Below are 26393 nucleotides of genomic sequence, written 5' to 3'. Positions count from 1 at the left end.
ACGCATGAAACCGATCAAACTGCTGGCCATACCCGCCCTGATGCTGTCGCTGTACGGCGCCCCGCTCACGCTCGCCCACGCCGCCGGCGCCGCTGCCGCAACGGCAGCCACGGCCGTGCCAAATGTTGCCTACGAAAAATACACGCTGCCGAACGGGCTCGACGTGATCCTCGTGGAAGACCATAAATTGCCCGTCACGGCCGTCAACATCTGGTACCACGTGGGACCGGCGAATGAAGCGCCGGGGCTGACGGGCTTTGCCCACCTGTTCGAGCACATGATGTTTGCCGCCACCAAGCACGTGCCGCGCGGCATGGCCGACCAGCTGCTGGAGGGAGCGGGCGCCACGGATTCGAACGGCAGCACGGATTTCGACCGCACCAATTATTTCGACACGGTGCCGTCGAACCAGCTGGAGCTGGCCCTGTGGGCCCATTCCGACCGCATGGGCTACCTGCTCGACGTGCTCGACCAGACGGCGCTGACGAACCAGCAGGACGTGGTGCGCAACGAGCGCCGCCAGAGCGTGGAGAACGCGCCCTACGGCATCGTGCAGGAAGCCCTGTACCACCAGCTGTTTCCGAAGACCCATCCGTATTACGCCAGCGTCATCGGTTCGCATGCGGACATCCAGAACGCGAAACTGGCTGACATCAAGGAATTCTTCACCAAATACTATGGCCCCAACAACGCCAGCCTGGTGATCGCGGGCGACATCGACAAGGCGAAGACCAAGGAACTGGTCAACAAGTACTTCGGCAGCTTCAAGAGCGGCCCCGCCGTGGCCAAGCTCGACGTCGTGACGCCGCCCATCACGCAGGAACGCCGCATCGTGGTGCAGGACCGGGTCGAACTGCCGCGCGTCTTCATGGCCTGGCTGACGCCGTCCGCCTATGCCCCTGACGATGCGGAACTGTCGATGGCCGCGCAGATCCTGGCCGGCGGCAAGTCCAGCCGCCTGTATAAATCCCTGGTGTACGACAAGCAGATCGCGCAGGACGTGGGCGCCAACCAGAGTTCGAACGCCCTCACCTCCGTGTTCACCCTCGACGTGACGGCCCGTCCCGGCCACCAGCCCGAGGAAATCGAGCAAGCCATGCAGGCGGAACTGGAACAGTTGCGCGCCCAGGGGCCCAGCGAGAAGGAACTCGAGCGGGCCCGCAACAGCATCGAGACGAGCATGCTGAGTCAGGTGGAAAAAGTGGGCGGCAATGCCAACATGATGAACCAGTACAACCAGTACCTGGGCGATCCCGGCTACCTGGCCAAGGATATCGAACGCTACCGCCAGGTGACGGCGGCCGGCGTGCAGCGCGCCGTCGACACCTACCTGAAGAAGCAGTCACGCGTGGTCGTGTATGGCGTGCCGGGCAAGCCGGACCTGGGTCCGGAAGTGGCGACGCCCGCGCCGGGCAAGGTCAAACCTGCGCCAGGCACGGCCATCAACGCGGACGAGCCGTGGCGCAACGCGGTGCCGAAGGCCGGTCCCGCGCCAAAGCTTGTTCTGCCGCAAGCGACGTCCTTCACCCTGAGCAATGGCTTGACCGTGATCCACAATTACAACCCGGCCGTGCCGCTCGTCTCCAGCCAGCTGGTCATCAAGAGCGGCTCGGGCGCCAATCCGCTGGCGCAGCCGGGCTTATCGAGCTTTACGGCGCAATTGCTGCAGGAAGGCACCAGTACGCGCAGCGCGCCGCAGATCGCCGATGACGTGGCGCAACTCGGCGCTTTCCTCGGCACGGGTTCCGGCGCGGATGCCTCGTTCGCCCAGCTGACCTCGCTGAAAACCACCTTCCCGCAAGCGCTCGACGTGCTGGCCGATGTGGTGCAGCACCCGAAATTCCCGCAAGAGGAAGTGGAACGCCAGCGCGCCAGCCGCCTCGGCGAACTGGCGCAGCAGCGCGAAAACGCGGCGGCCGTGGCGGCCCGCGTGGAAGCGGCGGCCCTGTACGGTCCGCAGCATCCGTACGGCTATATCCAGCTGGGCACGGAAGCGGCCCTGAAAGCCACCCGCCGCGCCGACCTGCAGGCGTTCTGGCAGCAGCATTACGTGCCCAACAATGCGGCCCTGATCGTCTCGGGCGACATCGGCGCGGCGGAATTGAAGAGCCTGGCCGAAGCCAAGTTCGGCAGCTGGAAGGCGGGCGCAGTGGCGGCCCCGGTGGTGGCGGCGCCGCAGACGACGAAAGCGCGGCTGATCCTCGTCGACAAGCCGGGCGCGCCGCAAACGGCCGTGCGCCTGTCGACCATCGCCGTGGCCCGCGCCACGCCCGACTATGCGCCGCTGCAAGTGATGAACGCGGCGCTGGGCGGCCTGTTTACCAGCCGGCTGAGCAATAACCTGCGCGAAGAGAAGGGCTACACGTATGGCGTGCGCTCGCAATTCCAGTATCGCAGCCAGCCGGGACCGTTCTCGATTGCCGCCGGCGTGCGCACCGACGTGACGGGGCCGGCCGTGTCGGAAACCTTCAAGGAAATCCGCGCCATGATCGCCAAGCCGCTCACGGCCAAGGAATTGTCGAATGCGCGCAATTCGCAGGTGCTGTCGCTGCCGGGCCAGTTCGAGACAAATGCCAGCATCAGCAGCAGCATGGCCAACACGTATATCTACGGCCTGGGCCTCGACTATTACAGCACCTTGCCGCAGCGCTTTGCGGGCGTGACGGACAAGCAGGTGCAGCAGATGGCGAAGAAATACCTGCAGCCGGAAAAGCTGATCGTCATCGGCGTGGGCGACCAGGCGAAGATCGCCCCGCAATTGAGCAAGCTCAAGCTGGCGCCCGTGGAACTGCGCGATGCCGAGGGTAACGTCAAGGAGGGTAACGTCAAGTAATCGGGTTCAGCGGCGCTTGAACAGCGCCGCTGTATCCACCAGCGCCGCGATCGCCACCCCGGCCGTATAGGCGATCAAATCGCCCCAGCCGAAGGTGGAACCGAGCACCAGGTGCCCCAGCGGATGGGCGCGCAGCGCGACGAGCCAGGGCGCCTGGACCAGCTGGCCGAATTCGACGGCAAAACAGATCAGCAGCGCTATCAGCGCCAGCGGCCACGTGCGCATGCGCGTAGCGATGGCGCCCAGGGCAAAGACGATCATCATGGCCCACAGGGCGTCGCCCGGATACTTGCCGAGCGCGGCGGGAACGAATTGGGGAAAGGCGCGCGAGGCCAGGCCCAGCGCGATGACAGCCACGGTCGCGCCCAGCTGCAGCAGGCGGCGGCGTTCAGGTTTTACCAGGAACATATTTCCATTCAGAGACACGATACGGGCCGAACCATTGCGGACCGTATTTGTTGTATGCCGATATTGTACTGCGCGGCCGTGTCCGCCTGTAGCCTATTGCGCCTGGGCACGCTCACCCCAGGTCGACATGTTCCGCCAGGAAATCGAGGAAGATGCGCACGCGCAGCGGCACGTGCCCGCCCTGCCCCACGAACACGGCATGCACGTCCTCGCTGTCGCCCGGGTTGTACGCCTCCAGCAGCGCCAGTAGCCGCCCGGCGGCGATATCGGCGCGCACCTGGAAGGCGGCCAGGCGCGCCAATCCCAGTCCCGCCAGCGCCAGTTGCCGCAAGGCTTCGCCATCGCTGGCCTGGGCATTGCCAATGACAGGCACGACGATGTCGCCGTCGGGCAGGCGCAGCGGCCAGCCCGAACGGGCGCGCGCGTAATTAGCGTCGAGCAAGTTGTGCGACGCGAGATCGGCGGGCACCCGCGGCGTGCCGCGCCGCGCCAGGTAGGCGGGCGCTGCCACGATCGCCATGCGCGTCTGGCCCAGCTTGCGCGCCAGCAGGCTGGAGCTTTTCAGGGGGCCGGCCCGCACGGCCACGTCCGTGCGCTGCTCGAGGATATCGACCACGGCATCGGTCAGCACGATGTCGAGCGTCACCTCGGGATAGCGCTCCAGGAACAGCGGCGCCAGCGGCAGCAGGAAATGCTGGCCGAAGGGCACGTTCGCATTCACCTTGATCTTGCCGCGCGGTACATCCTGCACGCCGGCGCAGCGCTCGGCCTCGTCCAGCGCCGCCAGCACCTGCGTGCCACGTTCATACAGGCCGCAGCCCTCGGCCGTCAGCTGCAGCTGGCGCGTGGAGCGGTTCAGCAGGCGCGCGCCGAGGCGCTCTTCCAGCCGCGAGACAAGCTTGCTGACGGCCGACGGCGTCATGCCGCAAGCGCGCGCGGCGGCGGAAAAGCCGCCCAGCTCGACCACGCGCACGAACACTTCCAGCTCGCCGGAACGGTTGACATCCAGTCTGGCCATTGTGAATTCAACTCATAAATGTTCTTCAATGAGATAGTCTAGTACATAAATGGCTTTGCTTGCATCATGCGTCCATTCCCCTTGATGAAGCGAGCCGCCATGCAACGATATTCCCTCCTCCCCGCCGCCCTGCTGGCCTTGGCGCTGAGCACGCCCCCCGCCCATGCGGCCGAACCCGCACCCGCCTGGCTGGCCAGCTGGACGGCCAGTCCGCAAGCCGTGTGGGACGCCGCTTTCCTCTTCCCCAGCAACGTGCCCGCCGTGCTGCACGGGCACACCGTGCGCCAGGTGGCGCGCATCAGCGTGGGCGGACCCCGCGTGCGCATCGTGCTGTCGAATGCCTACGGCAAGGTGCCGCTGCACGTGGGCGCGGCCACCGTGGCCCTGGCGGACGGCGCATCGGCGATCCGCCAGGGCAGCCTGCGCACGCTGACCTTTGCCGGCCAGCCTGCGGCCACGGCAGCGCCGGGCGCGCCCCTCGTCAGCGACCCCGTCGACCTGTCCGTGCCGGACCTGGCGCGGCTGACGGTGAGCATCCACCTGCCACAGCCCAGCCCGGTATCCACGTTTCACTGGGATGGCCGCGAGACGGCGTGGATCGCCCCGGGCGAGCAGACGCGGGCCACCCGCATCGATGCCGCGCCCGGCGTGCAGACCACCACGGCGCGCCTGCTGCTCAGTGCCATCGACGTCGAGGCCACGCCGGCGGCGCAAGCCGTGGCCATCCTCGGCGATTCGATCACCGATGGCGCCAGCGCCAGCCTGGGCCAGGATGCGCGCTGGCCCGATGTCCTGGCCGAACGCCTGGCGCCGCATGGCGTGGCCGTGCTCAATGCGGGGATTTCCGGTGGACGGCTGTTGTCCGACGGCATGGGAGAGAGCGCCCTGGCCCGTTTCGGGCGCGACGTGCTGGACCAGCCTGGCGTGCGCGCGGTGATCGTCTTGATCGGCATCAATGACATCAGCTGGCCCGGCACGGCGTTTGCGCCACGGGTACAAAGACCGACACTGGAAGAATTAACCAGCGGCTACGCGCAGCTGGTGGTGCAGGCGCGCCGCCGCGGCGTGCGCGTCATCGGCGCCATCCTGACGCCATTTGCAGGCGCCCTGCCCGGCACGCCCCTGGACGACTATTACCAGCCTGATAAAGATGCGCTGCGCCAGCAGCTCAATGCGTGGATACGCGCCAGCGGCACGTTCGATGCCGTGCTCGACTTCGATGCGTGGGCGCGCGACCCGGCCCATCCGCTGCGCCTGCTGCCCGCCTACGATTCGGGCGACCACCTGCACCCGGGCGATGCGGGCAACCGGGCGCTGGCGGAAAAGATAGACCTGTCGCTCCTGTTTGATGAGGATCAGTCGCCCAGTCCCGCGTACAGGGCCGTGCTCAGGTAGCGTTCGCCGAACGAGGGGATGATGGTGACGATGGTCTTGCCCGCGTTTTCCGGACGGCGCGCCACTTGCAGGGCGGCCCACAGGGCAGCGCCCGACGAAATACCCACCAGCAAGCCTTCATCGCTGGCGGCCAGACGCGCCGTGGCAAAGGCGTCGTCGTTCTTGACGCAGATGATTTCGTCGTAGATGGCCGTGTTCAGGATCTGCGGCACGAAACCGGCGCCGATGCCCTGGATGGGGTGCGGTCCTTTCGTGCCTTTCGACAGCATCGGCGACGCTTCCGGTTCCACGGCAATCACTTGCACGCCGGGCTTGCGCTCCTTCAGCACTTCGCCCACGCCGGTAATGGTGCCGCCCGTGCCCACGCCGGCGACGACGATGTCCACCTGCCCGTCCGTGTCGCGCCAGATTTCCTCGGCCGTCGTGGCGCGGTGGATGGCGGGATTGGCGGGATTGTTGAATTGCTGCAGCATCAGGTAGCGCGGGTCGGCCGCGACCATTTCCTCGGCCTTGCGGATGGCGCCCAGCATGCCTTCGCTGCCGGGCGTGAGCACCAGCTCGGCGCCGTAGGCGCGCAGCAGGATGCGCCGTTCGCGGCTCATGGTATCGGGCATGACGAGGGTGCAGCGGTAGCCGCGCGCGGCGCACACCATGGCCAGGGCGATGCCCGTGTTGCCGCTGGTGGGCTCGACGATGATGGTGTCGGCATGGATCTTGCCGGCGCTTTCCGCGGCGACGATCATGGACAGGCCGATGCGGTCCTTGACGCTGTGCGCGGGATTGTAGAATTCGAGTTTGGCGAGGATGGTGGCCACACTGCCGGCGGCGATGCGGTTGATGCGCACCAGGGGGGTATTGCCGACCAGTTCAGTGACGTCGTTGGCGATGTTCATGGGGATCTCCACAGCGGTATCAGAAAATCCCAGTCTACCGCTTTTTCACGGCAGCGCACGTGGTGCGCTGCCGAAACTGAACAATTACTTAACGTCCAGCAATTCCACGTCGAAGATCAGTGCCGAGTTCGGCGGAATGTCGCCATTGCCGGCGCCACGGGGACCGTAGGCCAGGTCGCCCGGAATGATCAGGGTGCGCTTGCCGCCCACTTTCATGCCGGCCACGCCCTGGTCCCAGCCCTTGATGACCATGCCCTTGCCCAGTTGGAAGTCGAACGGGCCACGGCCCACGGAGCTGTCGAACTGCTTGCCGCGCGAATTTTTCGCCAGCGGACGGTACAGCCAGCCCGTGTAGTGCACGACGACGGTATTGCCGGCCGATGCTTCCTTGCCCGTGCCGACCTTGTTGTCGATGAGGATCAATTTATCGGCGGCGGGGCCGGGGCTCATCGATACGGCGGAGGCGGGAACAGGTGCCGGCGCCTGTGCCTGCGCCAGCGACGCGGCGACGGAGCAGATCAGGGCAAACAAAACGGAGCTACGCGTCATGATGTATTCTTTCAGTGAGTGTCGGTGAGATCCCTGCAAGCGCCGGTGAGCACGGCAGGGAAGGCCAATGATAGCAAACCGCCGCAACGATAGGAAAAACTTGTCACCCGATTCACACTTTCCCCGCCTGTTCTACGCCCTGTGGCCCGATGCGGCCACGCGCGCGGCCCTGGCCGCCTGGCAGGCCCGCTTGCCCGGCAAGCCCGTGCGCGCCGACAAGCTGCACCTGACCCTGGCCTTCCTGGGCCAGCGCCCGGCCGCCGAGCTGCCCGCCCTGCTGGCCATTCTGGAGCACTTGCCGGCGCGCCCCATGCGCCTGGCATTCGATCACGCCAGCCACTTCCCCAAGCTGGCCCTCGCCTGGGCCGCGCTGGCGCAGCCCTCGCCCGCCCTGCTGGACGTGCGCGCCGCCTGCATGCAGGCGCTGGCCGGACAGGGCCTGGCGCCCCGTTTCGAGCACGACCGCTTTACGCCGCACGTGACCCTGGCGCGCCAGGCGCCGCCGCCGCCCGTCCTGGACCTCGCGCCCATCGCCTGGCAGACGGACGAACTGGTGCTGGTGGAATCGTTCAAGAGCAGCGGCGACTACCGCATCGTGGCCAGCAGGAAACTGGCTTAGGCGGCGTGGCTTAGGCGGCGTCCGGCACGGGCGCCGGCACGGCAGCGGCTTGCTCCTGGCGCAGGCTTTTCAGCGCGTGCGCGGCCGCCACCATGCCAAAGCTGGCCGTGACCACCACGCTGGAGCCGAAGCCGGCGCAATTGAGGCCCGTCACGCCGGCAACCGTGCCGTCGATGGCGCACGCTTCGCCGCTCTCGGGCGTGCTCAACGGCTCCATGGAAAACACGGCATCGACATTGAACTTGTTTTTCACGCCACGGGGAAAACCATATTCCGTGCGCAACAGCTTGCGCACGCGCTTGAGCAGCGGCTCCTGTTCCGTCTTCGACAGGTCGCGCACGGCGATCAGGGTCGGGTCCGTCTGGCCGCCCGCGCTGCCGATGGTCAGCATGGGAATGTTACGCGCGCGGCAATACGCGATGACGGCCGCTTTCGCCTTGGCATTGTCGATGGCGTCGACCAGGTAGTCGAAGTCGCGCCCGCCCAGCAATTGCTCCAGGTTATCGGGAGCGATGAAATCCTCGATCTGCGTGACCTGGCAGGATGGGTTGATCAGTTCGATGCGTTCGGCCAGGGCCGTAATCTTGGCCTGGCCGATGGTGTCGCTCATGGCCTGGATCTGGCGGTTGATGTTCGATTCGGCAACATTGTCGAGGTCGATCAGGGTCAGGCGGCCGACGGCGCTGCGCGCCAGCGCTTCGACGATCCAGGAACCGACGCCGCCCACGCCGATCACGCACACGTGGGCGGCGCGAAAGCGCGCCAGCGCGGGGGCGCCGTACAGGCGGGCGATGCCGCCGAAACGCCGGTCAAAATCGATCTCGGTCAAGTCCATGGAAATTTGTTCATTGGTGGAGGTATGCATGCCGCCATTTTAACGGACACTGCGCCGGCGGATATTCTAAAATAGCCGGATAGACAGAGCGACAAGAGCAACTGTCGCCGTGCCCCCACACTGCCCACCACGAGAACTCGCCATGACCACTCCCCTGTTCGACTCCGTTCCCGGCTTTGACCAGCCTATCGCCGTGCTCAAGCATTGCCACGACAAGATCCGCAAGCAGCTGGCCACCCTGCAAGGCTTGCTGGCCCACCTGGCGCAGCACGGCAACACGGCGGAGGCGCAGCAGGCGGCCAAGGCAGTGTTGCAATATTTCAATAAAGCCGCCCATCTGCACCATGACGATGAAGAGCAGGACCTGATGCCCATGCTGCAGGCGACGGCCACGGGCGACGATGCGGCCGTGCTGGCCAGCCTGGTGCCGGAAATCCTCGCCGACCACCAGCGCATGGATGACGCCTGGCTGGCCCTGCGCCCGGCCCTGGACGCCATCGCGGCCGGCACGGGCACGCAGCTGCCGGCCCATGGCGTGCGCGACTATGTTGCCGCCTACCAGGCCCACATGAGCAAGGAAGAGGGCCAGCTGGCGCCCATGGCCAAGCGCCTGTTCAGCGCGCAGCAGATGGAGCAGTTGGGCACGGCCATGCAGCGCCGCCGCGGCATCGCGCCCGATGCTGCCGAGACGCCGGACCCGGCCGCCGCGCTGGCCGCCATGCGCACCGATTATGCCCAGTCCAGCCTGAGCGAGACGGACGTGCTGGCCGATCCCGTCGCCCAGTTCCAGAAATGGTTCGCCGAAGCCGTCCAGGCCCAGGTCGTCGAGCCGAACGCCATGGACCTGGCAACCGTCAGCCCCGACGGCAAGCCCAGCTCGCGCATCGTGCTGATCAAGCAGTTCGACGAGCGGGGCTTCACCTGGTACACGAATTACCACAGCGACAAGGGCCGGCAGCTGGAACACAACCCGCATGCGGCCCTGCTGTTCTTCTGGCGCGAGTTGGAGCGGCAGGTGCGCATCGAAGGCACGGTGGTGAAGACCTCGGCCGCCGAGAGCGACGAGTATTTCAATGTGCGTCCCGTGCAAAGCCGCCTGTCGGCGATTGCGTCGGAACAGAGCGCGCCCATCGCCAGCCGCGCCGCGCTGGAAAGCCATTACGCAGCCGTGGCTGCCGCCATCGGCGACGCCCCGCCGCCCCGCCCCGAGCACTGGGGTGGCTATCGTTTGCAGCCGGAGCGCATCGAATTCTGGCAGGGGCGCCGCTCGCGCTTCCACGACCGCATCGTCTACACGCGCGGGGCGGACGGGCAATGGCGCATGCAGCGCCTGCAGCCGTGAACACCTGGCGCAAAGCAGGCCGGACAATATAGGTGTAGGCTATGAGGTGTAGTACTTGGATCATTGTTTCTCAATTTGCGGCCGCAAGCAGCTGCCGCTTCATTGGAGGCCATTTTGTTTGTACAAAACCAACTCAAGTCCTGGATTGCGGGCATCCGCAGCAAGACCGCCCTGCCCTTGCGCATCGAATTGTGGAACGGCCAGCATGTCGACCTGTCCAATGAAGCGCCGCGCGTCACCATCCGCCTGCCCACGGCCGCGTCGGCCCGCTACCTGCTGAACCCGTCGCTGGCCAACCTGGGCTCGGCCTACGTGGAAGGCAATATCGAGGTCAAGGGCACGGCCATGGACATGATTGCCATCTGCAACGCGCTGGCGCGCAACACGCTCAAGCCGGAAGGCAAGCTGGCCCGCATCGTGCGCAGCTTTACGCACGACAAGAGCAAGGATGCCGAGGCCATCCGCTACCACTACGATGTATCGAACGCCTTCTACGAACAGTTCCTCGACCCCGCCCTCGTGTATTCCTGCGCCTACTTCGAACACGGCGATGAAACCCTGGAACAGGCGCAGGTCAAGAAGATCGACCACATCCTGAAGAAAATCCAGCTGCAGCAGGGCCAGACCCTGCTCGACATCGGCTGCGGCTGGGGCGCCCTCGTCATCCGCGCCGCACAGCAATACGGCGCCCGCTGCGTGGGCGTGACCCTGTCGGAAAACCAGTATGCGCTGGCGCGCGAGCGCGTGGCGGCGGCCGGCCTCGAGCACCTGATCGAGATCCGCCTGCAGGATTACCGCGACGTCACGGGCCAGTTCGACCGCATCACCAGCGTGGGCATGTTCGAGCACGTGGGCCTCAAGCATTTGCCCGAGTATTTCAGCATCATCAACAGGCTGCTGGCGCCCGATGGCATGGCGATGAACCACGGCATCACTTCCACCGACCCGGACAATGGCGAAACGCCGTATGGCGGCGGCGAATTCATCGAGAAATATGTGTTTCCGCACGGCGAACTGGCCCACATCGGCAATGTGCTCAAGACCATGCAGCAGGGGGGACTGGAAGTGCTGGACGTGGAAAACCTGCGGCGCCACTATGCGCGCACCTGCGCCCTGTGGACGGAAAATTTCGAGGCCCATGCCGAGCAGATCCGTCCGCTGGCGGGCGAGCGGCGCTTCCGCATCTGGCATGTCTACCTGGCCGGCTGCGCCTATGCCTTCGAACAGGACTTGATCAGCCTGTACCAGATCGTCTGCGTCAAGGCGGGGCGGCGCTCGTCCACCCTGCCATGGTCGCGCAACTACATGTACGAGCAGGCCGCCAGCCCGGCGCCCGTGCTGACGGCGTGAACGGCGGGACGCGCCCGGCCTGGCGCCGGGCGCCTCACTTCAGGCGGTGCGCATACATGGCGCGGAATTTTTCCACCTTGGGCGCGACGACGCAGGCGCAATAGCCCTGCAGCGGATGCTGCTCCACGTAATGCTGGTGGTATTCCTCGGCCTTGTAATACGGCTGCGCCGGCGCCAGTTCCGTGACGATGGGCGCGTCCCACACGCCGGCCATCTCGGCGAGCACCTTGCGCGCCACCTTTTCCTGCTCGGCCGACTGGTAGTAAATGACGGAGCGGTATTGCGTGCCCACGTCGTTGCCCTGCCGGTTCAGGGTGGTGGGATCATGGATCGTGAAAAATATTTCCAGTATGTCATGATAACTGATGACGGCCGGATCGAATTCCAGCCGCACCACTTCCGCGTGGCCCGTGTCCCCCGTGCAGATCTGCTCGTACGTGGGATGCGGCACGGCGCCGCCCGTGTAGCCCGCCTCGACGTGCGCCACCCCGCGCGCTTCCTGGTACACGGCTTCCAGGCACCAGAAACAACCGCCCCCCAATACCGCCACGTCCATCCGTCCATCCATGATGCTCTCCCGCAAAGAATCGCTTCAGGCCAGCCCATCCCGCCCCGCGAGAAGCGGAAAATACTTGCCTCTTCCACCACTGTAGCGCAAAGCGGCATGGCTTGCAGCGCCGCTTGAAACGGCGCGCCATGGCCCGCACATCGGGGCATGCCGGCCAGGATTGCGCTGGCATCGCCGATTTTTGGCATAATGGCAGCAAATACACAGGCCTCCCATGAACACACGCTCTCCCCGCGCGCCAGCGCAAGAATTCGATACCACCCATTTCCGCCAGGCACTGTCGCAGTTCGCCACCGGCGTGACGGTGATTACCACGCGCCTGGCCGACGGCAGTTTCCGCGGCCTCACGGCCAGTTCCTTCAATTCCGTTTCGCTGTCGCCGCCGCTGGTCCTGTGGAGCCTCGGTTCCGTGGCCAACAGCATGCCCATCTTCAGCGGCAACTCGCACTACGTCATCAACGTGCTGGGCGCCGACCAGGCCGAACTGGCGCAGCGCTTTGCGCGCCGCACGCCCAACCCCTTCGACGACGTCGAGTACGAACTGTCGCGCACGGGCCAACCCATCCTGAAAGGCGTATCGGCCTGGTTCGAGTGCCACAACCGCAGCCGCTACCCGGAAGGCGACCACGTCATTTTCGTGGGTGAAGTGGAACAATGCGCGTTTGCGGCGCAAGCGCCCTTGATCTTCCACAATGGAAAGTTCAATATTCCGCCGGCCTGAGCAGGAACAAAAAAAAATCCGCCGAGGCGGATTTTTTGTTTTACAAGGTAAATTTATACCCGATGCTGACACTCACGGCGAGCGGGTCGAGCTTGATGTCCTGCGTCTGCCCCGTGGAGAATTTCGCCTTGGTCTTCAGGAACGTCTTGACCACGGCCACATCGGCAAACCAGCGCTCGTTGATCGTCACCGTGCTGCCGGCCACCAGGCTGCCGGCCAGCTTGTTATCCATGCGGTAGGTGACGGGCGCGCCACCCGGGTCCAGCAAGGCCGTCATCTGGCCCGAACCCGTTTCCTTTTGGAAATAAGCATACGTCAAGCCCGCGCCCACGTAAGGACGGATCATGGCATTGGGCTGGAAGAAACGGTACTGGATGAAGGCCGTCGGCGGCAAGGCTTCCGCCGTGCCCAGCTTGCCCGTGCCCTTGATGGCGCCGTCGCCGATCAGGTCATGCTTGTACGGCACGCCCAGGATCATTTCAGCGGAAATATTGTCCGTGATCATGTAGGCAAAGGTCAGGATGGGCTTGGTATCCGCCTTGACGTCGGCTTTCGTGCCCGGCAATGCCGGCGCGGAAATGTCGCCGCTGTCCACGTGGGGCGTGATCTTGTTGATGCCGACCTTGGCCATCCAGGTGCCTGCGCTTTGCGCCGAAGCGCCCGTCGCCATGGCCATCGCGGCAGCTGCGGCCAGCACGCGCACAGCGGTATTCAAACGATTCTTCATCTTGTCTCCTGATTCATTATGTGCGGAGTGTTCCGCTATCGAGTCTTGTCGCTGCCAGCGCCAGCCGCATCGCGGGGATGCCGCTGGCGCGGCCATCCCTTACAGCCAGCCCCGCACGACCATTTCCTTGGCCACATAGCGGGCCAGCAGCAGGTTGTTGAACGGCGTAGGATGCACGTCGTCGGCATAGGCGTAGTGGCTGACGTCGCCGGTCTTCAGGTTCTTGCCGGTGCACACCAGCGAGCTGCCCAGGAAGTTCTTCGCCGGGGTCAGGTCGCACGCCGTGTCCGTGACATTCGTCAAGCCGTAAGGGCCGGGATTGACGCCCTGGTCATGGCTGACGGCAAACACGTCGACCAGCAGGACTTTCGCATTGCCCGCCAGGCCGGAGCTCAGTTCGCCGTTGAAGGCGCTGACCATGGCATTGATGAGCGCCTTGGTATTGGCATCCTTGCTCAGGCCCGATGGCGTACCGGCCACATCCGGCAGGTTGTTGACCACCACGTAGTTGGCGCCGTTGGCGATGATCTTGTCCTTGACCAGCGCCACCAGCTCGGTGCCGGCCTGCTTCATGGCGGCAATCAGCAGCGGGCCCTGGGCGGCGGCGTAATCGGCACCGGCCTTGGCGCCGGCGGCGGCGCCGGCAGCATTGCCCGTGACGGTGGCATCGGCTTGCGCCTTGGCCACCAGCGGACCGTACACGGCTGGCGAACCGACTGCCGTGTTGCCGGCAACCACCGCAGCCTGCACGGCGGCACCCACGATCGATGCGGAGGTGGCGCCCGGCGCCGCACTGGCGGCGGCCACGGCCGCGCCGATGGCTTGCGCTGCCGTCGCAGGATTCGGGGCGCCGGCCGCGAAGGCCGCGACCAGGTTCGTGGCAAAGGCTTTCGCGCCGGCATCGGCACCGGCGGCCGCACCGGCCGCCTGGCCAGCAGCCGTCGCGCCCGCCTGCAGCGCACCCAGCTGATACAGCACGTCGTTACCGCCGGCCATCACGAAGACGGCTTCCGTGCCGCTGAACTTGCCACCGGACACGGCCAGGTGGTTGGCGATCTGCGTCACGACGGGCACGGTCAGCGCGCCCAGCGCGCTGCCCGTCAGTTTGTTGTTCGGGCCGACGGGATTGGTCACGCGCGAGCCGCCCATGGCGTAGCCGTAGCAGCCGGCGTGCTTGACGCGGGGCGCGGACAAGCCCACGGAAGCATCGCCTTCCAGTCCCGTTTCCGCGGCGCATGGCGCCGGCAGGCTGAATTGCGCAGCCATGTGTTCGGTCCAGTTCTTGCCCGTCAGTTCAGGATTGATGGCCGTATTGTCGCCATTGATGGTGAACTTGCCGCCACCGCTCGCGGCCACGGCCCCGACGGCATACGACCCCACGTCGGACAGGCTGTCGCCGAACGACACCTGCGCCGAGTATTTGACTTTCAAGGTTTGATCGCCGCCAGTGGCGCCGCCGCAACCGGCCAGGACAGCCGCAGCCAGCACGGCCAGCGCGAATTTTGTTTGATGCATTTTGTCTCCTCGGGTCTTTTTCTGGTTTCTAAACGAACGGGCGTGCTATTCGCTACCCAACTAATATGCCATCGTTCCTCGGGCTTGTATAGAAATTACGTTTTAAAAATCAGCCAAATTACAACAACGCCGGCACCCTGTCACGACAGGGCGATCTGCTGAATTATGGGGGATTTAAGATGTTTCGTGGCAAGCATCTCTATTGCGCTGCATCAAGAAAAAGCCCCTTGCGGGGCTGTTTTCAGGCGGACAGGAATTGCTGCAAGATACCACTTGAGCCGAAGGCGGCACGCCGCAGACGGTCATTGATGCCCAGCCAGGCGGGGCCGGTGGGCGGCGCCTCGACGAGGATCAGTTCGGCACCGACCTGGTCCATCGTGCGCAGCGAGGCGTACAGCGCATGTGCGTAGCTGTGCGGGTCCGCTTCCAGGCGCACGCTGGCACTGGCCGGCGGCAGGTCCGAGTAATGGATCAGGGCCACGCGGCGCCCGTCGTTGAGCAGGCGGTTCAGCGTCTCGCCCAGTACATCGCTGTGCTGCATCGCAACAGGCGTATGTGGCGCATAGTGCGATTCCAGCGTGCCCGAGGCGCGCGGTGCGGCCGCGTCTGCCACTGCGGGCAGGCGGCCGATGACGGCGGCAATCTGCGCGCTGCTGATATGGCCGGGACGCAACAGCACGGGGCCGTGCGTGGCCAGGCGCGACAGGTCGACGATGGTCGATTCGATGCCGACGGCGCTCTGTCCGCCGTCGAGCACGGCGCCCAGCAGGCCGCTATCGAGTTCGGCCGCGAATTCATCGCGCACGTGCTGCGCCGTGGTGGGGCTGACATTGCCGAATTTGTTCGCCGACGGCGCCGCCAGTCCTCCCTTGCCGCCCTTGAAAGTGCGTAGCAGTTCGATAGCCACCGGGTGCGACGGGCAGCGCAGGCCCACCGTATCCTGGCCGCCGGAGACGGCGTCGGGGATGTGCGCGGCGCGCTTGACGATCAGGGTCAGCGGGCCCGGCCAGAAGGCGGCCACCAGTTGCTGCGCTTCGACGGGAATATCGTCGGACCAGTGCGCCAGATCGGCGCCGGGCGCCACGTGCACGATCACAGGGTGATCGGAAGGCCGCCCCTTGGCTTCATAGATGCGCGCCACGGCGGCCGGGTTTTCCGCATCGGCGCCCAGGCCATACACGGTTTCCGTGGGGAATGCGACGAGGCCGCCCGCTTCCAGCACGGCGGCGGCGGCCGCCAGGTCATGTGCAGGCACGCTCACGGGGCGATTCCCAGGATCAGGCAAGCGTCGCGCAGGCGCTGCTGCGCCTCTTGCAAGGTCGCCGCGATGAAGGTCAGATGCCCCATCTTGCGGCCCCGGCGCGGGTCGTCCTTGCCGTACAGGTGCAAACACGCGCCCGGCAGCGCCAGCACCCGGTCCCAGGCCGGTTCGCTGGCGGCATCGCTGCCGTCGGCAAACCAGGCGTCGCCGAGGAGGTTGAGCATCACGGCCGGCGAATGCTGGCGCACGTCGCCCAGCGGCAAGCGCGCCATGGCCCGCACCTGCTGCGCGAACTGGCTGGTGACGCAGGCATCCATCGTGTAGTGACCGCTGTTGTGCGGACGGGGCGCCATTTCATTGACCACCAGGCTGCCGTCTTCCAGCACGAAAAATTCGATGCACAGCACGCCGACGTAGCCAAGCTCGGCCACCATGGCCTGCGCCGCCCGCTGCGCCCTGGCGGCGCAGTCGTCCGAGACGTTCGGCCCCGGCACGGTGGTGGTAAACAGCACGCCGTCGCGGTGCACGTTTTCGGCGATCGGATACACGACCGAGGCGCCGTCCACGCCGCGCGCCGTCAGCACGGACACTTCATAGGCCAGCGGCAGCATCTTTTCCAGCAGGCAAGTTACTTCGCCCATTTCCGCGAACGCGGCGCGCACGTCGTCGCGGGTGCGCACGCGGTACTGGCCCTTGCCGTCATAGCCCATGCGCACGGTTTTCAGGATACCGGGCAGCAAGTCGTCGGCGATGGCATCGATGTCGGCCGGCGTGGCGATGACCATATGCGGCGCCGGCAGCACGCCGGATTTCGCGGCGCAAGCGACAAAGAAACGTTTTTCCGCGATGCGGTCCTGCGCCACCGACACGCCGTGGGCGTTGGGAGCCACGAACACGCGTTCGGCCAGGCGCGACAGGCTGCCGGCCGGGACGTTCTCGAATTCCGTGGTGACGGCCAGGCATTGCGCCGCCAGGGCGTCGAGCCCGGCGGCATCGCTGTAGCCGGCGTTGACCAGGCGCTGCGCCACCTGCCCCGCAGGGCAGGCATCGGACGGTTCCAGCACAGCCACCTGGTAGCCCATGCTCTGGGCGGCCTGGGCAAACATGCGGCCAAGCTGGCCGCCGCCCATCACGCCCAGCCACGCCGGTGGGTTGGCGGCGGGCAGCAATGGGGAAGTCGATTTACTATTCATTATTTCTCAAACATATTAGTCAGGCAAGACCATGGCCTTGGCGGCGGCCGTCTGCGTGACGCGGAAGGCTTCGAGCTTCTCGGCCAGGACGTCGTCGTTGGCGGCCAGCATGGCCACGGCCGTCAGCGCCGCATTCGCCGCGCCCGCTTCGCCGATGGCGAAGGTGGCCACCGGCACGCCCTTGGGCATTTGCAGGATGGACAGCATGGAATCCTCGCCGCGCAGGTATTTCGACGGCACGGGCACGCCCAGCACGGGCACGATGGTCATCGCGGCCACCATGCCAGGCAGGTGGGCCGCGCCGCCGGCGCCGGCGATGATGGCGCGCAAGCCGCGCGCGCGCGCACTTTTCGCGTAGGCATACATCTCGTCGGGCATGCGGTGCGCGGAAATGACTTGCGCCTCGTAGGGCACGCCAAACTGCTTCAGGATGGCGACCGCGTTCTGCATCACGTCCCAGTCCGAGGACGAGCCCATGATGACGCCGACCAGCGGCTTATTCTGCTCAGTCATCTCAGGCCTTCAGCTTCTCGCCCGTCAGGCGCTCGATGGCTTCGAAGTACTTGGCCTGGGTTTTTTCGATGACGTCGGCCGGCAGCGCGGGCGCCGGTGCGGTTTTGCCCCAGGTCAATGTTTCCAGGTAGTCGCGCACGAATTGCTTGTCGAACGACGGCGGCGAAATGCCGGGCTGGTAGGAATCGGCGGGCCAGAAGCGCGAGGAATCGGCCGTCAGCACTTCATCCATCAGGTGCATGACGCCGTTGTCGTCCAGGCCGAATTCGAATTTGGTGTCGGCGATGATGATGCCGCGCGTGGCGGCGTATTCGGCGGCCGTCTTGTACAGTTCAATGGCGACGTCGCGCATCTTGGCGGCCAGGTCGGCGCCGATGCGCTCTTCCATTTCCGCAAAGCTGATGTTTTCGTCATGTTCGCCCAGCTCGGCCTTGGCCGCCGGGGTGAAGATCGGCTGCGGCAGTTTTTCCGCCTGTTGCAGGCCGGCTGGCAGCTTGATGCCGCAGATGCTGCCCGTATCCTGGTAATCCTTCCAGCCCGAACCGATGATGTAGCCGCGCACGACCGCCTCGACCATGATGGGCTTCAAGCGCTTGGCCACGACGGCGCGGCCCTTGACCTGCTCCACTTCCTCGGGCGCCACCACGGATTCCGGCGCGATGCCCGTCAGGTGGTTCGGCACGATGTGGCCCAGTTTCTCGAACCAGAAGTCGCTCATCTGGTTGAGGACCTTGCCCTTGCCGGGAATCGGCTCGTTCATGACGACATCGAAGGCCGACAGGCGGTCCGTGGTGACGATCAGGATCTTGTCGTCGCCAACGGCGTAGTTGTCGCGGACCTTGCCGTGGCCCAGCAATGGCAGGGAGTGGATGGAAGTCTGATAGAGGCTGTTCATAGCGGGGGAATAGTTGGATGAAACGAAACCGGCAGGCAGGGGGCGCCTGCCGGTCGAGAAAATCGGGCGGGAGCGATGCTCCCGGCCCGTTCCAGACAGAATTTTACTTCACAATCTGCGACAGCTCGCCGGCCTTGTAGCGCTCGGCCATTTTTTCCAGCGGAATCGCCTTGATCTTCGACGCCTGGCCTTCGCAGCCGAAGGCCTGCATGCGGGCGCGCACGATCTGCTCGGCGGCCAGGCGGGCTGGCTTCAGGTAGTCGCGCGGGTCGAATTTCGACGGATTCTGGAACATGAACTGGCGGATCGCCGCCGTCATCGCCAGGCGGATGTCGGTGTCGATGTTGATCTTGCGCACGCCGTGACGGATGCCTTCCTGGATTTCCTCGACTGGCACGCCGTAGGTTTCCTTCATGTCGCCGCCGAATTCACGGATGATGGCCAGCAATTCCTGCGGCACCGACGAGGAACCGTGCATCACCAGGTGGGTGTTCGGGATGCGCGCATGGATTTCCTTGATGCGGTCGATGGCCAGGATGTCGCCCGTCGGCTTGCGCGTGAATTTATAGGCGCCGTGCGAGGTGCCGATGGCGATCGCCAGGGCGTCGCACTGGGTGCGCTGCACGAAGTCGGCCGCTTGCGCCACGTCCGTCAGCAGTTGTTCGCGCGTCATGGTGCCGTCGGCGCCGTGGCCGTCTTCCTTGTCGCCCTTCATGGTTTCCAGCGAACCGAGCACGCCCAGTTCCGCTTCCACCGTCACGCCGATGGCGTGCGAGAATTTCACCACTTCACGCGACACTTCCACGTTGTACTCGTAGGAAGCGACCGACTTGCCGTCCGCTTCCAGCGAACCGTCCATCATCACGGACGTAAAACCCGAGCGGATGGCGGCCATGCAGACGGCCGGCGACTGGCCGTGATCCTGGTGCATGACGACGGGAATGTGCGGGTAGGCTTCGACGGCAGCATCGATCAAGTGGCGCAGGAACGCTTCACCGGCGTACTTGCGGGCGCCGGCGGACGCCTGCATGATCACCGGCGAGTTCAAGGCGTCGGCGGCGGCCATGATGGCTTGCACTTGTTCCAGGTTGTTGACGTTGAAAGCAGGAATGCCATAACCGTTTTCGGCGGCGTGGTCCAGCAGTTGACGCATGGATACGAGAGACATGGTAATACTCCAGATAACAATAGAAACCGTTGCGGCGCTTCGCGGCTCATGACCGCGCCGGCGCCTGAATTTTTTCGATCAGACCAGTACCGGGTCAAGTTCCCCCACCTTGACGATTTTCAAGGCATTCGTGCCGCCTACCTGGCCCATCGGTTCGCCCCAGGTGACGACGATCATGTCGCCCTTGCGGACGATGCCCTGCGCGACCAGCAGGTCTTCCGCCTGCTTCAGCACTTGCGCGCTGGGGGCGTTCTGCATCAGATGATACGCCCGAACATTGCGGTACAGCGCGGCTTTGCGCAAGGTTGTCACACTGGGCGTGAGCGCGTAAATGGGCGTGTCGATGCTGTGGCGGCTCATCCACAGGGCCGTGGAACCGGATTCCGTCAAGGCCACGATGGCTTTTACGCGCAAATGGTGGGCCGTAAACAGGGCGCCGTAGGCGATCGACTGGTCGATGCGGGTAAACGTGACGTTGAGGAAATCGGCGTCGAGCTTGTTGTATTCGGACTGCTCCGCCTCGACGCAGATGGCGGCCATCATTTCCACCGTCTCGATCGGGTACTTGCCCGACGCCGTCTCGGCCGACGTCATGACGGCGTCCGTGCCATCGAGCACGGCATTGGCCACGTCGGACACTTCCGCGCGCGTCGGCACGGCGTTGACGATCATCGATTCCATCATCTGCGTTGCTGTAATAGCAAGCTTATTCGACGCGCGCGCCATCTTGATCATGCGCTTTTGCAGGGCCGGCACGGCCGCATTGCCCACCTCGACGGCCAGGTCGCCGCGCGCCACCATGATGCCGTCGGAGGCGTCGAGGATTTCTTGCAGGGCAGGAATGGCTTCCGCCCGCTCGATCTTGGCGATCATCATCGGCTTGTGGTGGTACGGTTCGCCCGCGATATTGGCCAGCTGGCGCGCCATTTCCATGTCGGTCGCGCATTTCGGGAAGGAAATGGCCAGATAATCGGCCTGGAAACTCATGGCCGTCTTGATATCTTCCATGTCCTTCGCCGTCAGGGCCGGCGCCGACAGGCCGCCGCCCTGGCGGTTGATGCCCTTGTTGTTCGACAACTCGCCGCCGATCTTGACGGTGGTATGGATTTCGCTGCCGTGGATGCGCTCGACGATCAGCACGATGAGGCCGTCGTTCAGCAGCAGCACGTCATGCTTGTGCAGGTCGCGCGGCAGGGCCTTGTAGTCGAGGCCGACCCGCTCCTGGTTGCCCAGTTCGCCGTTTTCTCCCCACTTGGCGTCGAGGATGAACTTGTCGCCCGCCTCGAGCTGGATGCGGGTATTTTCAAACTTGCCGACGCGAATCTTCGGCCCCTGCATGTCGGCCATGATGGCCACTTCGCGGCCGCATTCGAGCGCGGCCAGGCGCACCAGCGCGGCGCGGTCGATATGGTCTTGCGCCTTGCCGTGGGAAAAATTCAAGCGCACCACGTCGACACCCGCGCGTATCATTTTGACCAGGATATCGAAGTCAGTGGAGGCGGGGCCGATTGTTGCTACGATTTTTGTACCACGTGGCATAGGATTCCTTGTGCGCCGACAAGACGCTAGCTGAGCAAGACCTGGCGGCTGTGCCGCCCGGCAAGGTAAAAGCGCAGCGGTCAGGCTGCGCTTGGTACTGAACTGCTAACTGCTGCGCCTCAGGCGGCGCGCTGCATGAGGATTTCGACCGCGGGCAAAGTCTTGCCTTCCAGGAATTCCAGGAAAGCGCCGCCGCCCGTCGAGATATAGCTGATTTTATCGGTAATATCGTATTTGGCAATCGCCGCCAGGGTGTCGCCACCGCCGGCAATCGAGAACGCCTTCGAGTCGGCAATCGCCAGGGCCAGGGTCTTGGTGCCGTTGCCGAACTGGTCGAATTCGAACACGCCGACGGGGCCGTTCCACACGATGGTACCGGCCGCGGCGATCTGGCCTGCCAGCAGGGCCGCCGTTTTCGGGCCGATATCGAGGATCATGTCGTCGTCCGCCACGTCGGCCACGTCCTTGACGGTGGCGGCGGCTGTCGGCGAGAACTCCTTGGCGCACACGACGTCGACGGGAATCGGCACTTGCGCGCCGCGCTGGGCCATGATGTCGATGATGGCACGGGCTTCCTCGACGAGTTCCGCTTCCACCAGCGACTTGCCGACGTTCAAGCCGACAGCCTTCATGAAGGTGTTGGCGATGCCGCCGCCGACGATCAGGTTATCGACCTTGTCGGACAGGGCTTTCAGGATGGTCAGCTTGCTCGATACTTTCGAGCCAGCAACAATAGCCAGCAGCGGGCGGGCCGGCGCGTGCAGGGCCTTGCCCAGCGCGTCCAGTTCGGCGGCCAGCAGCGGACCGGCGCAGGCGACGGGCGCGAACTTGGCGATGCCGTGCGTGGAGGCTTCCGCGCGGTGGGCCGTGCCGAACGCGTCATTGACGTAGATATCGCACAATTTGGCCATCTTTTGCGCCAGCTCATCGCTGTTTTTCTTTTCGCCCTTGTTCACGCGCACGTTTTCCAGCAAGACCACTTGGCCGGCAGCCAGGGATTCCAGGCCCACGCCATCGACCCAATTTTGCTTCAATGCAACTTCCTGGCCCAGCAGCTCGGACAGGCGGGCCGCCACGGGCGCCAGGCTGTCGGCCGGCTTGAACTCGCCTTCCGTCGGACGGCCCAGGTGCGACGTCACCATGACGGCGGCGCCAGCATCGAGGGCGGCGCGGATGGCCGGCACCGAGGCGCGGATGCGCGTATCTTCGGTAATCTTGCCACTGTCATCCTGCGGGACGTTCAGGTCGGCGCGGATGAATACGCGCTTGCCTTGCAGTGCATTTTGGGCGATCAAATCTTGCAGACGGATGAAGTTGAGAACAGCTGACATGGCGATCCAGATGACGAGTGGAAGGAAGTGCGCTATTTTACCGCAATGACCAGACCAAATCGCCGATTTGTCCTGCTTTACTGAAAAACATGCAACAGTCGCAAGCCCGTGAAAACCAGCATGCCGAAGACGATGGTTTGCAGCATATTGCGGCGGATCACAAAAAAGAGCGTGGCGGCAATGCCGGACAGCAGTTTCAAATTGGATAACTCCAGGTGTACCTGCTGCCCTTCCATCAGCATGTCGGGCGCGATGATGGCCGCCAGCGCGCAGGCGGGCGCATAGCGCAGCATTTCCCCCACGCGGCGCGGGATGCGGATGTGATGGCCGACCAGCCAGAAGGTGCTGCGCGTGGCGGCCGTGGCCACCACCAGCACGGCAATGGCGATCCACACGTCGGCCCGGCCCCAGTCGATACTGTCAAACATGGCGTTTTGTCCATTTTTCCGTCCATTCTTCCACGGCCATGGCCGTGACCATGCCCACCACCACGGCCACCAGCAAGCCCAGCTTGTACGGCAAACCGTAGGCCAGCACGGCCACCGTGCCCGCCACCAGCACGCCGCACAGGGCGGCGCGGCCGAGGATCAGCGGTATCGTCACGCACAGGATCGCCAGGGTGCCCGCAAAACCCAGGCCCCACTCGGCCGGCACGACGGCGCCCAGCATGATGCCGATGAAGGAACCGCTTTGCCAGGCCAGCCAGTTGGGGTAGATCAGGCCTTTCAGGAAGGGCAGCTTGGCCGGGTCCGGCGTTTCATGCGGGTAGCGCTGCAGAAACAGGCCCACCGTGATATCCCCGGCAACATAGCCGAGCGCAAAGCGCTGGCGCCACGGCAGATGGGCGAAATGGGGCGCCAGCAGCACGGAAAAAATGACAAAACGCAAATTGACGACGAGGGCCGTGGCGAAGATCACCCACACGGGCGCCTGCGCGGCCAGCAGGGGCAAAGAGGCGAGCTGGGCCGAGCCGGCAAAGACCAGCAAGGTCATGGCCCCCGCCTGCGCCACCGTCAGGCCGCTCTTGACCATGGCCACGCCCACCACCATGCCCCAGGCGGCGATGCCCAGCAGGCTGGGCGCGCCCAGTTTCAGGCCGGCGCGCCAGGCATCCTTCAGCACGCCCTCATCGTGGGCGGAGACGGCGGCGTTCACGCGGCGCTCCGGCGCGGGGACTGTGGTAAATGCACAACAATGGTGCGCCGCGACAGGGGCGGCAACGGTGACACGGGCAAGGCAAATCCAGTCCAGGTGGCGGTGGCGCGGCGGCGGCGGCGCAAAAAAGCGCAACGCGGGCACCGCTGGTGAAGGCGCCATTTTAGCCATGATTTTTGCTGTCTGCCCGAATCCGTTAAAATCGTGCTTTTGGCAGCAGCCGACTTCCTTCCATACAGCCTCACGGAGCATGACAAGATGACAAAATCCACCCAGCCAGCGGTCGAACTCGACAGTAAAGACTTGCCAGCCCACTGCCCTAACCCGGCCATGCCGCTGTGGTCGTCGCATCCCCGCGTGTTCCTGGAATTTAACAAGGACGGTGTCGCCAAGTGCCCATATTGCGGCACGGCCTATACCCTGAAGGAAGGCGCCAGCGCCGGCCACCATTAAACTGCCCAGCGGCGCGCCACCAGCGCGCCGTTTTTAATTGCAGCATTTATTTGCCCTACCGATCCAGCCCGGAGTCGTCATGAAACGTCTGAAGGAACTCAATGGCAGCGCCGCGGAAGTCGAAGCGGCCTTCTACGATGCGCTGCACCGCGCCGACCTCGAGGCGCTGATGGCGCTGTGGGCCGACGACGAGGAAATCGTCTGCATCCACCCGGGCGGCGCGCGCCTGATCGGCCATGCCGCCATCCGCGCCTCGTGGGAAACCATCCTGGCCGGCGGCGGCCTGCACATCGTGCCGGCCCAGCTGCATGAAACGCACAATCTGATGAGCTCCGTGCACACGGTCATCGAAGGCGTCACGGCGGGCGACGACGGCCCCGCGCACCTGCTGGCCACGAATGTGTACGTGAAAACGCCGCGCGGCTGGCGCATCGTGCTGCACCACGCCTCGATCGCGCCGGGCGGCGCGCCGGCGGACGCCACGGGAGCGCAGATCCTGCACTAAACGCCGAACGATGACTTATACCGCCCCATTCTGGTTGCCTGGCGGCCACACGCAAACGATTTATCCGGCCCTGTGCATCGGCAAGCCGGCCGTGGCCTTCCGTCGCGAACGCTGGCAGGCGCCCGATGGCGATTTCGTCGACGTCGACCTGGTCGACGGCCAGCCGGGCCTGCCCTTCGTGGTGCTGTTCCACGGCCTGGAAGGCTCGTCGAACAGCCATTACGCGCGCGCCCTGATGCGCGAGGTGGCGGCGCGCGGCTGGTCCGGCGCCGTGCCGCACTTCCGCGGCTGCTCGGGCGAGCCCAACCTGGCGCCGCGCTTCTACCATTCGGGCGATGCGCAGGAAGTCGACTGGGTGCTGCGCCGCCTGCGCCCGCGCGCGACAGGCAAGTTCTACGCGGCCGGCGTCTCGCTGGGCGGCAATGCCCTGCTGTGCTGGCTGGGCCAGTGGCAGCACGAGGCAGAGATCGTCGATGCGGCCGCCGCCGTGTCCGCGCCCCTTGACCTGGCGCAAGGCGGCAAGGCCCTGTCCTCGGGCGCCAACCGCCTCTACACGCGCATGTTTTTGAACACCCTGAAGCCGAAATGCCTGGCCAAGCTGGAACAGTTTCCCGGCCTGTTCGCGCGCGACGCCATGCTGGCCGCGCGCGACCTGCACGCCTTCGACGACGTCGTCACGGCGCCCCTGCACGGCTACCGCGACGCCGACGACTACTGGCACCGCGCCAGCGCCAAGCACGTCCTGCACGACATCACCGTGCCGACCCTGGTGCTCAATGCGCAGAACGACCCCTTCCTGCCGGGATGCTTCCTGCCGTCCAGCGCCGCGCCGAACGTCACGCTCGAGTATCCGCGCCACGGCGGCCATGTCGGCTTTGCCACCGGCACGCCGCCGGGCAGCCTCGCCTGGCTGCCGCAGCGCCTGCTTTCCCACTTTGAAGACGGCAGCGCGGCGCCGTCTTCGCCGCAAAGCTGTCACGCTGACGGCTTGCGCACTGCCTCGGAAAACGCCTTACATGGATGATCTCGTCAAGCAAGCCCTGGCCAAATGGCCGAACGTGCCCCACTGCTACGGCTGGCTGGGCCTGGACGCGCGCGGCCACTGGCGCATGCGCGACCAGCAGGCCCAGCAGCAGCAATTGCCGGGCGACAAGATTGCCCACGCAGCCCTGTTGAGCTTTATCAACCGCAATTACGGCCACGATGAACGGGGCTGCTGGTTTTTCCAGAACGGCCCGCAGCGCGTGTATGTCAAGCTGCAGGCGACGCCGTACATCGCCCGCAGCGATCCGCAGCACGGTTTTGTCCTGCAGACAGGGGCGCCTTTGGCGCAGCTCGAACAGGTGCATTGGTGCGACAACGGCGCGCTGATCTTGCGCCACGGCGATATCGTGGCCCAGGTGGACGACCGTGACATGGCACAGGTGCTGGCGTGGCTGCGCCTCGATGGCGAGACGGCAAGCGATGAAGCGCTGCTGGCCTGGCTGGACGACGGCAAGGGCAAGCTGACCCTGGCGCATGCCGGCCAGGACATCGCCGTGCAGCCGCTGGCCTATGCCGCGATGCCGCTCATGTTTGGCTTCCAGCAGGCACCAGCAGCCGAGTAA

General features: G+C 65.2%; 27 protein-coding genes. 10 read left to right on the top strand and 17 right to left on the bottom strand.

Annotation, left to right across the window (positions count from 1 at the left end):
• The first annotated feature begins 4 nt into the window (after nucleotides 1-4).
• Complete coding sequence (locus AC07VL_RS05730; protein ID WP_494804979.1) at nucleotides 5-2833, top strand: M16 family metallopeptidase; 2829 nt, start codon at nucleotides 5-7, stop codon at nucleotides 2831-2833.
• A gap of 6 nt (nucleotides 2834-2839) precedes the next feature.
• Here AC07VL_RS05730 and AC07VL_RS05725 read toward each other — a convergent pair whose 3' ends face one another.
• Together AC07VL_RS05725 and AC07VL_RS05720 are read right to left on the bottom strand one after the other, a co-directional pair.
• On the bottom strand, nucleotides 2840-3241 hold the full coding sequence (locus AC07VL_RS05725; protein ID WP_494804978.1) for a ribosomal maturation YjgA family protein: 402 nt from the start codon (nucleotides 3239-3241) through the stop codon (nucleotides 2840-2842).
• A gap of 112 nt (nucleotides 3242-3353) precedes the next feature.
• Nucleotides 3354-4259, bottom strand: coding sequence for a LysR family transcriptional regulator (locus AC07VL_RS05720; protein WP_494804977.1), 906 nt, complete (start codon nucleotides 4257-4259; stop codon nucleotides 3354-3356).
• A gap of 99 nt (nucleotides 4260-4358) precedes the next feature.
• Between AC07VL_RS05720 and AC07VL_RS05715 the strand changes: the two genes are divergently transcribed.
• Nucleotides 4359-5654: an SGNH/GDSL hydrolase family protein gene (locus AC07VL_RS05715; protein WP_494804976.1), complete on the top strand. Its 1296-nt coding sequence runs from the start codon at nucleotides 4359-4361 to the stop codon at nucleotides 5652-5654.
• Here AC07VL_RS05715 and cysK read toward each other — a convergent pair.
• Entirely contained in the window at nucleotides 5615-6547 is a 933-nt protein-coding gene (gene cysK / locus AC07VL_RS05710; RefSeq protein WP_494804975.1) for a cysteine synthase A, read from the bottom strand. The genes AC07VL_RS05715 and cysK overlap by 40 nt on opposite strands.
• 84 nt (nucleotides 6548-6631) lie before the next feature.
• A complete protein-coding gene (locus AC07VL_RS05705; protein ID WP_494804974.1) occupies nucleotides 6632-7096 on the bottom strand; it encodes an FKBP-type peptidyl-prolyl cis-trans isomerase in 465 nt (154 codons plus the stop codon).
• Nucleotides 7097-7196: 100 nt separating this feature from the next.
• Here AC07VL_RS05705 and thpR point away from each other — a divergent pair, with 100 nt between their 5' ends.
• Nucleotides 7197-7715, top strand: a complete 519-nt coding sequence (thpR, locus tag AC07VL_RS05700; protein WP_494804973.1) for an RNA 2',3'-cyclic phosphodiesterase — start codon at nucleotides 7197-7199, stop codon at nucleotides 7713-7715.
• Between the two features lie 10 nt (nucleotides 7716-7725).
• On the opposite strand, the gene tcdA is transcribed toward thpR, so the two are convergent.
• Entirely contained in the window at nucleotides 7726-8580 is an 855-nt protein-coding gene (gene tcdA / locus AC07VL_RS05695) for a tRNA cyclic N6-threonylcarbamoyladenosine(37) synthase TcdA (protein ID WP_494804972.1), read from the bottom strand.
• Nucleotides 8581-8692: 112 nt separating this feature from the next.
• Here tcdA and pdxH point away from each other — a divergent pair, with 112 nt between their 5' ends.
• Nucleotides 8693-9892: a pyridoxamine 5'-phosphate oxidase gene (gene pdxH, locus AC07VL_RS05690; RefSeq protein ID WP_494804971.1), complete on the top strand. Its 1200-nt coding sequence runs from the start codon at nucleotides 8693-8695 to the stop codon at nucleotides 9890-9892.
• Nucleotides 9893-10006: 114 nt separating this feature from the next.
• A complete protein-coding gene (locus AC07VL_RS05685) occupies nucleotides 10007-11242 on the top strand; it encodes a class I SAM-dependent methyltransferase (RefSeq protein WP_494804970.1) in 1236 nt (411 codons plus the stop codon).
• A gap of 34 nt (nucleotides 11243-11276) precedes the next feature.
• Here the strand turns inward: AC07VL_RS05685 and msrA are convergent, their stop codons facing one another.
• Entirely contained in the window at nucleotides 11277-11810 is a 534-nt protein-coding gene (gene msrA / locus AC07VL_RS05680; RefSeq protein WP_494804969.1) for a peptide-methionine (S)-S-oxide reductase MsrA, read from the bottom strand.
• Nucleotides 11811-12024: 214 nt separating this feature from the next.
• Here msrA and AC07VL_RS05675 point away from each other — a divergent pair, with 214 nt between their 5' ends.
• Nucleotides 12025-12531 (top strand): flavin reductase family protein, encoded by a 507-nt coding sequence (locus AC07VL_RS05675; RefSeq protein ID WP_494804968.1) that lies wholly within the window; start codon nucleotides 12025-12027, stop codon nucleotides 12529-12531.
• A gap of 40 nt (nucleotides 12532-12571) precedes the next feature.
• Here AC07VL_RS05675 and AC07VL_RS05670 read toward each other — a convergent pair whose 3' ends face one another.
• The 11 genes from AC07VL_RS05670 to AC07VL_RS05620 all read right to left on the bottom strand — a co-directional run bounded on the left by AC07VL_RS05670 (nucleotide 12572) and on the right by AC07VL_RS05620 (nucleotide 23828).
• The gene (locus tag AC07VL_RS05670) at nucleotides 12572-13258 is read right to left on the bottom strand and encodes an OmpW/AlkL family protein (protein ID WP_494804967.1); all 687 of its coding nucleotides are present in this window, start codon (nucleotides 13256-13258) and stop codon (nucleotides 12572-12574) included.
• A gap of 99 nt (nucleotides 13259-13357) precedes the next feature.
• The gene (locus AC07VL_RS05665; protein ID WP_494804966.1) at nucleotides 13358-14773 is read right to left on the bottom strand and encodes an SGNH/GDSL hydrolase family protein; all 1416 of its coding nucleotides are present in this window, start codon (nucleotides 14771-14773) and stop codon (nucleotides 13358-13360) included.
• Between the two features lie 241 nt (nucleotides 14774-15014).
• Nucleotides 15015-16034: an L-threonylcarbamoyladenylate synthase gene (locus AC07VL_RS05660; protein WP_494804965.1), complete on the bottom strand. Its 1020-nt coding sequence runs from the start codon at nucleotides 16032-16034 to the stop codon at nucleotides 15015-15017.
• A complete protein-coding gene (locus tag AC07VL_RS05655; protein ID WP_494804964.1) occupies nucleotides 16031-17227 on the bottom strand; it encodes a 5-(carboxyamino)imidazole ribonucleotide synthase in 1197 nt (398 codons plus the stop codon). The genes AC07VL_RS05660 and AC07VL_RS05655 overlap by 4 nt, the downstream gene beginning before the upstream one ends.
• A gap of 15 nt (nucleotides 17228-17242) precedes the next feature.
• Nucleotides 17243-17740, bottom strand: coding sequence for a 5-(carboxyamino)imidazole ribonucleotide mutase (gene purE, locus AC07VL_RS05650; RefSeq protein ID WP_494804963.1), 498 nt, complete (start codon nucleotides 17738-17740; stop codon nucleotides 17243-17245).
• 1 nt (nucleotide 17741) lies between these two features.
• On the bottom strand, nucleotides 17742-18635 hold the full coding sequence (locus AC07VL_RS05645; RefSeq protein WP_494804962.1) for a phosphoribosylaminoimidazolesuccinocarboxamide synthase: 894 nt from the start codon (nucleotides 18633-18635) through the stop codon (nucleotides 17742-17744).
• A gap of 103 nt (nucleotides 18636-18738) precedes the next feature.
• Entirely contained in the window at nucleotides 18739-19803 is a 1065-nt protein-coding gene (gene fba / locus AC07VL_RS05640; protein WP_494804961.1) for a class II fructose-bisphosphate aldolase, read from the bottom strand.
• Between the two features lie 78 nt (nucleotides 19804-19881).
• Complete coding sequence (gene pyk / locus AC07VL_RS05635; RefSeq protein WP_494804960.1) at nucleotides 19882-21342, bottom strand: pyruvate kinase; 1461 nt, start codon at nucleotides 21340-21342, stop codon at nucleotides 19882-19884.
• A 119-nt stretch (nucleotides 21343-21461) separates the two neighbouring features.
• Complete coding sequence (locus tag AC07VL_RS05630) at nucleotides 21462-22673, bottom strand: phosphoglycerate kinase (protein ID WP_494804959.1); 1212 nt, start codon at nucleotides 22671-22673, stop codon at nucleotides 21462-21464.
• Between the two features lie 77 nt (nucleotides 22674-22750).
• Nucleotides 22751-23101, bottom strand: coding sequence for an AzlD domain-containing protein (locus AC07VL_RS05625; RefSeq protein WP_494804958.1), 351 nt, complete (start codon nucleotides 23099-23101; stop codon nucleotides 22751-22753).
• A complete protein-coding gene (locus AC07VL_RS05620; protein ID WP_494804957.1) occupies nucleotides 23094-23828 on the bottom strand; it encodes an AzlC family ABC transporter permease in 735 nt (244 codons plus the stop codon). The genes AC07VL_RS05625 and AC07VL_RS05620 overlap by 8 nt, the downstream gene beginning before the upstream one ends.
• Nucleotides 23829-24086: 258 nt before the next feature.
• Here AC07VL_RS05620 and AC07VL_RS05615 point away from each other — a divergent pair, with 258 nt between their 5' ends.
• From AC07VL_RS05615 to AC07VL_RS05600, 4 genes are all read left to right on the top strand, one after another.
• On the top strand, nucleotides 24087-24281 hold the full coding sequence (locus AC07VL_RS05615) for a zinc-finger domain-containing protein (protein ID WP_290600073.1): 195 nt from the start codon (nucleotides 24087-24089) through the stop codon (nucleotides 24279-24281).
• 79 nt (nucleotides 24282-24360) lie between these two features.
• On the top strand, nucleotides 24361-24786 hold the full coding sequence (locus AC07VL_RS05610) for a YybH family protein (protein ID WP_494804956.1): 426 nt from the start codon (nucleotides 24361-24363) through the stop codon (nucleotides 24784-24786).
• A 10-nt stretch (nucleotides 24787-24796) separates the two neighbouring features.
• Entirely contained in the window at nucleotides 24797-25810 is a 1014-nt protein-coding gene (locus AC07VL_RS05605) for a YheT family hydrolase (RefSeq protein WP_494804955.1), read from the top strand.
• Complete coding sequence (locus AC07VL_RS05600; RefSeq protein ID WP_494804954.1) at nucleotides 25803-26393, top strand: DUF2946 family protein; 591 nt, start codon at nucleotides 25803-25805, stop codon at nucleotides 26391-26393. The genes AC07VL_RS05605 and AC07VL_RS05600 overlap by 8 nt, the downstream gene beginning before the upstream one ends.

It is taken from the genome of Janthinobacterium sp. GW821-FHT03C08 (assembly GCF_059420905.1).
This window is presented reverse-complemented; position numbering and strand designations above follow the sequence as displayed.

Excerpts from the sequence above, each read along its gene's own strand:
- AC07VL_RS05730 (WP_494804979.1), top strand. The coding sequence starts at position 5 with ATGAAACCGATCAAACTGCTGGCCATACCCGCCCTGATGCTGTCGCTG.
- AC07VL_RS05725 (WP_494804978.1), bottom strand. The coding sequence starts at position 3,241 with ATGTTCCTGGTAAAACCTGAACGCCGCCGCCTGCTGCAGCTGGGCGCG.
- AC07VL_RS05720 (WP_494804977.1), bottom strand. The coding sequence starts at position 4,259 with ATGGCCAGACTGGATGTCAACCGTTCCGGCGAGCTGGAAGTGTTCGTG.
- AC07VL_RS05715 (WP_494804976.1), top strand. The coding sequence starts at position 4,359 with ATGCAACGATATTCCCTCCTCCCCGCCGCCCTGCTGGCCTTGGCGCTG.
- cysK (WP_494804975.1), bottom strand. The coding sequence starts at position 6,547 with ATGAACATCGCCAACGACGTCACTGAACTGGTCGGCAATACCCCCCTG.
- AC07VL_RS05705 (WP_494804974.1), bottom strand. The coding sequence starts at position 7,096 with ATGACGCGTAGCTCCGTTTTGTTTGCCCTGATCTGCTCCGTCGCCGCG.
- tcdA (WP_494804972.1), bottom strand. The coding sequence starts at position 8,580 with ATGCATACCTCCACCAATGAACAAATTTCCATGGACTTGACCGAGATC.
- pdxH (WP_494804971.1), top strand. The coding sequence starts at position 8,693 with ATGACCACTCCCCTGTTCGACTCCGTTCCCGGCTTTGACCAGCCTATC.
- msrA (WP_494804969.1), bottom strand. The coding sequence starts at position 11,810 with ATGGATGGACGGATGGACGTGGCGGTATTGGGGGGCGGTTGTTTCTGG.
- AC07VL_RS05675 (WP_494804968.1), top strand. The coding sequence starts at position 12,025 with ATGAACACACGCTCTCCCCGCGCGCCAGCGCAAGAATTCGATACCACC.
- AC07VL_RS05670 (WP_494804967.1), bottom strand. The coding sequence starts at position 13,258 with ATGAAGAATCGTTTGAATACCGCTGTGCGCGTGCTGGCCGCAGCTGCC.
- AC07VL_RS05665 (WP_494804966.1), bottom strand. The coding sequence starts at position 14,773 with ATGCATCAAACAAAATTCGCGCTGGCCGTGCTGGCTGCGGCTGTCCTG.
- AC07VL_RS05655 (WP_494804964.1), bottom strand. The coding sequence starts at position 17,227 with ATGAATAGTAAATCGACTTCCCCATTGCTGCCCGCCGCCAACCCACCG.
- purE (WP_494804963.1), bottom strand. The coding sequence starts at position 17,740 with ATGACTGAGCAGAATAAGCCGCTGGTCGGCGTCATCATGGGCTCGTCC.
- AC07VL_RS05645 (WP_494804962.1), bottom strand. The coding sequence starts at position 18,635 with ATGAACAGCCTCTATCAGACTTCCATCCACTCCCTGCCATTGCTGGGC.
- fba (WP_494804961.1), bottom strand. The coding sequence starts at position 19,803 with ATGTCTCTCGTATCCATGCGTCAACTGCTGGACCACGCCGCCGAAAAC.
- pyk (WP_494804960.1), bottom strand. The coding sequence starts at position 21,342 with ATGCCACGTGGTACAAAAATCGTAGCAACAATCGGCCCCGCCTCCACT.
- AC07VL_RS05630 (WP_494804959.1), bottom strand. The coding sequence starts at position 22,673 with ATGTCAGCTGTTCTCAACTTCATCCGTCTGCAAGATTTGATCGCCCAA.
- AC07VL_RS05625 (WP_494804958.1), bottom strand. The coding sequence starts at position 23,101 with ATGTTTGACAGTATCGACTGGGGCCGGGCCGACGTGTGGATCGCCATT.
- AC07VL_RS05615 (WP_290600073.1), top strand. The coding sequence starts at position 24,087 with ATGACAAAATCCACCCAGCCAGCGGTCGAACTCGACAGTAAAGACTTG.
- AC07VL_RS05610 (WP_494804956.1), top strand. The coding sequence starts at position 24,361 with ATGAAACGTCTGAAGGAACTCAATGGCAGCGCCGCGGAAGTCGAAGCG.
- AC07VL_RS05605 (WP_494804955.1), top strand. The coding sequence starts at position 24,797 with ATGACTTATACCGCCCCATTCTGGTTGCCTGGCGGCCACACGCAAACG.
- AC07VL_RS05600 (WP_494804954.1), top strand. The coding sequence starts at position 25,803 with ATGGATGATCTCGTCAAGCAAGCCCTGGCCAAATGGCCGAACGTGCCC.